3 protein-coding genes and 1 tRNA gene are annotated in these 6,253 nt (G+C 46.8%); 3 read left to right on the top strand and 1 reads right to left on the bottom strand.

All coding sequences use genetic code 11. The features are described 5' to 3' along the window. A partial coding sequence (locus PHF32_05480) for a choice-of-anchor J domain-containing protein (protein MDD4560171.1) occupies window positions 1-2,221 on the bottom strand: 2,221 nt, incomplete at its 3' end. An 877-nt stretch (window positions 2,222-3,098) separates the two neighbouring features. Here PHF32_05480 and PHF32_05475 point away from each other — a divergent pair. From PHF32_05475 to PHF32_05465, 3 genes are all read left to right on the top strand, one after another. After that, window positions 3,099-3,707: a hypothetical protein gene (locus PHF32_05475; GenBank protein MDD4560170.1), complete on the top strand. Its 609-nt coding sequence runs from the start codon at window positions 3,099-3,101 to the stop codon at window positions 3,705-3,707. 501 nt (window positions 3,708-4,208) lie between these two features. Beyond that, window positions 4,209-4,286, top strand: a tRNA-Pro gene (locus PHF32_05470). Between the two features lie 555 nt (window positions 4,287-4,841). Beyond that, window positions 4,842-6,233, top strand: a complete 1,392-nt coding sequence (locus tag PHF32_05465; protein MDD4560169.1) for an aminomethyl transferase family protein — start codon at window positions 4,842-4,844, stop codon at window positions 6,231-6,233. The last annotated feature ends 20 nt before the right edge of the window (window positions 6,234-6,253 follow it).

Genomic DNA, 6,253 nt, shown 5'->3' with positions numbered 1-6,253 from the left:
CACTAATGTTCAGGGTTCCACCGCCATTGTTAGTGATGGTCACGTTTTGAGGACCAGTCTGAGGGCCGTTCATCACCGTACCGAAGTTAATGGCATCTGGGCTGTAAGCGAAGATTGGCCCGGCGGGGATATCCTCAACGGTAACATCATCAATACCTAGGTCACACATTCCACTTCCATAATTGCTTATTCCTCTAAAGCGTAGATAGACAGTTGAAGAAGCATATGCCTCTAGACTAATGGTATTTTGGAACCATGCTCCTGTATTACTAGCATTTGAATGAGTGTATAGAGTAGTCCAAGTAGCTTGATTATCATTCGAAATGTCTACAAACAAAGGTTCTTCAACTGTGGCTGATCCTATCCAATATTGATATGATAACCGTTTGGTCGTAGCATCCAGAGCTACCGGAGGAGTAATCATGCTGTAGGGATTGTATGTAGTACTTGCCAAATAGCAGTAAAGGTACGCAAACGACGTTCCACTGGCTGGAGCAGAGGCACCATGAGAGGAATCAGAAGTTGTCGCTTTCCAATGCTGTGACGCACCGGAAGTACCCTCTGTGGCAACCCAGTTTAAGGGTAATGTTCCAGCGCTAACCTCAAAACCTTCAGTCCATGGGAAGCTTGAGATAATGGGATTTGATCTTGTGGTAAAGCTTTGCACAGTAGCTTGAGGACCGGTACCTGCTCCACTATAAGCTTCCACCGTCCAATAATACGTGGTATTATATGCCAAAGGAGTGGTGAGTGTATAAGGAGATGTCACGTTGGAGGCATATAGGGTAGTTCCGTCCACCGTGTCCAGATAGAGGTTGTAACCTGTGGGTACGCCACCAGTAACAGGAGCTGTCCAGGTGAAAGTGGTATTTTCAACCACATTTATAGCTAGATCAGCAGGAGCTGAGAGGACAGGGGCACCTGGCGCTTCGGGTGTGATATCTGGGGCAATTATTCTATCGATGTAGAAGCTTGCACTCTGACTACCTGTTTGTACACCCAGGTAGTAATTGTTTCCTGCAAGAGAGCTTAGGTCAGCTATTGTGTTGTACCAGGTATAGGTTGATGCGTGTGAAATGGGAGTTCCGAGTGGTGTCCAGGTTACACGATCTGCTGAATAAACAACTTGCAAGGTTCCTGAAGTGCTGCTAGATAATGTCCACAGGTCTAAGGTGCTATTGGCTAGAATTGTAACCTTCGGTGTGGAAAGTATATAAGCAGTGCTTGTGCTACCATACCTGGTGGCACTGGCTGAGCCATGAGTAGCATATGAAGTACTGCGGGACCAGTTCCCAGTTGTTCCATTTGCCCAACCCGCTGGCGGGAAAGCAGTGTTTTCAAAGCTTTCCACCAGTTGATCGGCACCAGGAGTGCTAAAGCTCCACGTAGCTGAAGCGGGTGAATCGCCGAAGCTGTTGCTTGCTACTACTTTCCAATAATAAGTATTGCCAGCAATCAGAGTGGGAGTATAAGTAGTTCCGGTTTGGTTATCGCTTACCAGGGTACTTCCATCCACGGTGTCTAGAAATACATCGTATGTAGCAGGGAAACCACCACCACCATTCCAACGGAGGATATCGCCAATAAATGCATATCCCCCATTAGACGGAGATGCAAGGATAGGGGCATTGGGAGGTGCTGTGGGAGCTCCAGCAGTCATATTAATCTGAATATTAGGTCTGGAAGTACCCAGGGACAAGGTTGGTGGATTTGCGCTGTCGCTGTTGCCATATCTAAGAGTATTCATACCGGTGGTAGAAGTGTATCTCCAATATGAATGAGGGCTAGTATAAGGGGCATCCTGCGTATAAACAGATACCAGGAGGTTACCGCCAGTATAAACAAAGTCATCAATATCAACTTCATACCAAGCATTCCCAGCGCCGAGGTCAATATCAGTAATCTCAGCAACCATTGTACCGGGATCCTCCCAATCGGTTCCTGTTAGGACGGCATTGTTAACCGTTTTCAACCAGATCTGGGTGGTACCAATCGCATCAGGATCTGCTCCTGTGTCGTTTCGATACCATCTCAACTTGTGAATTGTGCCCGGGGCACCAATTTCGGCTTCCATATATAGAGATTGGGAACGGGAGTACACAAAGTAATCGTTAAAGGGATAACGACCGGTTGAAGTTCCCGTACCTATAGTAACGTCGACTTGAGCAAATGCCATCAATGCAAATGCTAAAGCCAACATTGTCAGTATTAATTTCTTCATATCTTTTTCTCCTGAATGAGATTCATTTGTTGAAGAAAGAGCTATCCATTATAATGGATGAGCTCGATTGTTTTTGATGGTTGTAAGTTTGGGGAAACCGCATGCTACGAGGCTGTTTGTGCGAGGTAAGCGATAATGTGCGACGATTATTCTACTAAGCGCAGAAACAGTGTGGAGGATTTGGTTTCGGATGTGAGTGATTGTTTTGATCATTATTTGGTGAATGTAGACGCAAGGGTATTCTGCGAGGCAGCGGTAAAAATGCCCTGCGGGCGAGCTGTGTAAGCTCCAAAGATTACCATTGGCTACAAGTTTCATACAAAAACCTTCTTTGTTGACCTTGCCGGTGGTTCTAGTAAATACCCATTTTCCGGCGGCAATTCTTTCTTACGAGATCATGATAAGAACTTTAGTGTATGATAAAAAGGCATCATACAGCAAGAGTTCCTCAGCTAAAGCATCAGCAATTCAAACATTGGATACTGCAGGACAGATGTCAAGCAGAAAAAAGGTCTGTTCAAATTTTTTTCTGCGATATTCAGCGATTTTGGGATGGAAATAAGGGGGATGGCCGATTGGATCAGCGATATGGGGATGTCCATATATTTCAACAGTTCGTAGTTCACTAGTTCTTCGTTCCTAGTTAGATAGTGCTACCGTGCTGCAGTTGGCTGTGAATAATGAATGGTGAATAATGAATGGTGAATGGTGAATGATGGAGGGGCTGCTGGCTTTAGCGGCAGTTGACGTCATGCTCTGAGCCCAAAATCAAATAAAATAGGTTGTGCTAATATTTCTTCTTGACAGCATAAGCATCACTAAATAAAATGTAATCGTATTCAGAGATGCTACTATAATTACATATTCAGGAGGAAAAGTGAGATCGCAGACTTTGGAACTTGTAGAACATGATCGATGCGTAGAGATGAATTACCATGGTACGAATCAAGAATTCAAGAAGAGTGTGGGTTGGCGCTATTTGCTGGAATTGCTGCGGCACCCTGGAGAAACATATTATGCCAGGGATTTATATGCTTCCCGAAACACAGTCCCGGAGGGAATGCAGATGTTTGCGGCAATGAGTGCAGCTGAATTGGAGGGGATGAATGTGTATCGGCAAAGTCCGGATAACCGCATCGAAAAGGCAGATTTGCGCTGCATTGCCGAGGTTAAGAAACGCTTGCTGAAAGTAATTGAAATGGAAGCAGAACTAAGGATAAACAATGATGTTGCTGCGCTGGAAGAGGTCTTGAACGAGAAGGATAAGCTGCTCAGTTACCTGCAGGAAGTGCTGTATAAAGACGGCCGGATTGCGAAATTCCTCGATGCTGAAAATAAGGCCAGGGAAGCAGTGCGAAAAGCAATCTCACGCTGCCTGGACGAAATAGAAGCGGTGGAACCGGAATTGGGCAGATACTTGAGGAAACGCATCAAACGCAGTGGACGTCTGTACTATTTACCGGGGGATTTGGATATATTGGTGTGAGGCGGTTGAATGATGAATGATGAATAATGAATGATGAATACAGCTCCACTACGTTCCGCTGCGGACCACCCCACAAAAACGCTTCGTGTTTCCGTGGGGACCGCGGTAACTACCCCAAACCTTCGTTTCACTCAGCTTTGGGGACCCCGACATCTACCCCAAACCTTCGTTTCACTCAGCTTTGGGGACCCCGACATCTACCCCAAACCTTCGTTTCACTCAGCTTTGGGGACCCCGGCATCTACCCCAAACCTTCGTTTCACTCAGCTTTGGGGACCCCGGTAACTACCCCAAACCTTCGTTTCACTCAGCTTTGGGGACCCCGGTCGCCGATTCTTCACACCCTCGCTATATAATAATGTCGCCTTTCGGGCTTTTACGGAAATCCTCTCACAAAATGCTGGGTCTTTCCCTGATCGCCAAAAGGTCACACACTAAGCGTCCTTATGAATTTTTTCCTTGCCAAAAAAAGGCGAATGAAATCTATGGTACAAAGTCGGTCGGGATGTAGCGCAGTCCGGCTAGCGTACTTGAATGGGGTTCAAGTGGTCGCAGGTTCAAATCCTGTCATCCCGACCATAATTTGAAGCCGCTCAGTTATTGCATACTGGGCGGTTTTTTTATTGCGGAAAACCAGCATCCTCCGTTACGGATCGGAACTATGGAAGCTCTGTTTCAAGGCGTATCGTAGCATTCCGATGCTACGTCTCTTTTCTACTTGGTACCTGATTCCATTGTCATCACCCTGAAAACTATCCAGATATGAAGTAGATATCATCGGGTTATCATCGAGTGAGCACTGGATGATAACAGCTTGATATCGAGTTCGGCACTCGTTGTTGCGCACTGGTTGAAGGATGAATAATGAATGATGAATAATGGAGGTTTGGGCCTTTGGCCTGTTGAATGCTCGTATAGCTCGCTGTTGAAAGGCTCTGCGGTGCTGGGCTGCTGCAGTGGGGATCGATAAAACGTCAAAAACCTCATAACGCTAGAACGTCAAAATAAACTTCTCACCAATCCTCCTCCTTCCCACCTTCAGAGTGGGGAAAAGGGAAAGAAACGAAAAAGGACTTTACAAAAAAGTGAAGTTAATGGATTGTGCAATAAAAAAATATTTTCAGGAGTTTTGTGATGAAAAAGTACGGCTTCGACTTTCCGAAGAGTATCCGCAAGACCTTCCTTTATGATTTGGAAGAGAATTGGTATTTGCCGCTTCTGGCACAGCGCAAGGGATTGGCTTTGCAGAGCGTGAAGCGTAGCAATTTTGGTCAATACGACATGGCAGTGAATTATCTGACCTCGGTGTTGGAAGAGGCTGCCGCAGTGAACAAAGTGGCGATTTACAACATCGACCACATGGCGCAGATCCGTTTTAAGGGCAAGGATAGCGCTACGCTGCTAAACCGCAGTTTGGGCGCAAATTTCGTCGATATGAAGGTGGGAGGCTGTAAATACAGTCTATTACTCAATGAAGCTGGCGGAGTTCAGGATGATATGATCGTGATGCGGGTGTCGGAAGATGAATTTATCGCGGTGATCAATGCCGGTCACGACATCACGGACACTGTGGAAATTGAGGGCGAAAAGCAGGAATTGATCGCCGATATCGACCGCATGATGCGTCAAAAGCGGGATGGGGAAGATGTGGAGGCGGAGGATATCTCCGACAAATTGGTAAAAGTGGACATCCAGGGTCCGCTTTCTTATAAATTGATCAAAGAGGTTTACGGTGTAGAGGTACTGAAGAACCGCAACAATCCTGAAAAGAACATGAGTTACTTCAGTTTCAACGAGTTTGACCGTGACGGCGAGCATTACTACATCAGCCGCACCGGCTATACAAACCGTTGGGGTTGGGAGCTTTACATCCCGATAGCCAAAGCAGCGGAAGATTTTAAGAAGATCGTGAGCCTGGCTTTGGATCTGGGCGGACTGCTGGTAGGCCTGGGCGGTAGAGACGAGAACCGCATTTCAGCGGGAGCCTTCGGTTTGCCGCTGATGGGTCAGGAATATGATCCCGCCCACAATCCCATAAATGCCCCCCTCTATGATGCCGCCATCGACATGAATAAGGGCGATTTTATGGGCAAGGCTGCTTTACAAAAAGCCTTGGCCAAGGGCGTGAACAAACGCATGAACATCATCATCAGCGAAGGCATAGTGACTGGCCGCGGAGTATATCGGGACGGCAAGCGCATCGGTAGTGTTAGCTCCAGTATCAATTCCCCTAATCTCAGTTTGGAACAGCGTGAAGCCATCGGTTCCAAGCGCAGGAATGTAAATGATCCTGCCGGTACTGCCGCAATCGGGCTGGTGTGGCTGTACGAGAACCAATTTGAACGCGATGCCGAAGGCAATGACATAGTGGAACTGGATGGAAAACCGGTGCGAATCCATGTGGAATTCTATCGTGAAGATGCCGATCGCAAGCCATCCGGCAGCCCTGTTTTGGGCTACATCAGTCAGGAAGGGGTGAGCCCCGCTACTGCTCCCAAAGCGCTGAAAGCAATCGAGAACTTGTAATAGATACATGACAGTATGTT

Source organism: Candidatus Cloacimonadota bacterium, from assembly GCA_028706475.1.
In the GTDB taxonomy this organism is placed as follows: domain Bacteria; phylum Cloacimonadota; class Cloacimonadia; order Cloacimonadales; family Cloacimonadaceae; genus UBA5456.
Note: the sequence above shows the minus strand (reverse complement) of the source record. Positions and strands in the feature narration are given on the sequence as shown.

What these genes read in the sequence shown, in the direction of transcription:
- PHF32_05465 (MDD4560169.1), top strand. Translation starts at nt 4,842, where the DNA reads ATGAAAAAGTACGGCTTCGACTTTCCGAAGAGTATCCGCAAGACCTTC.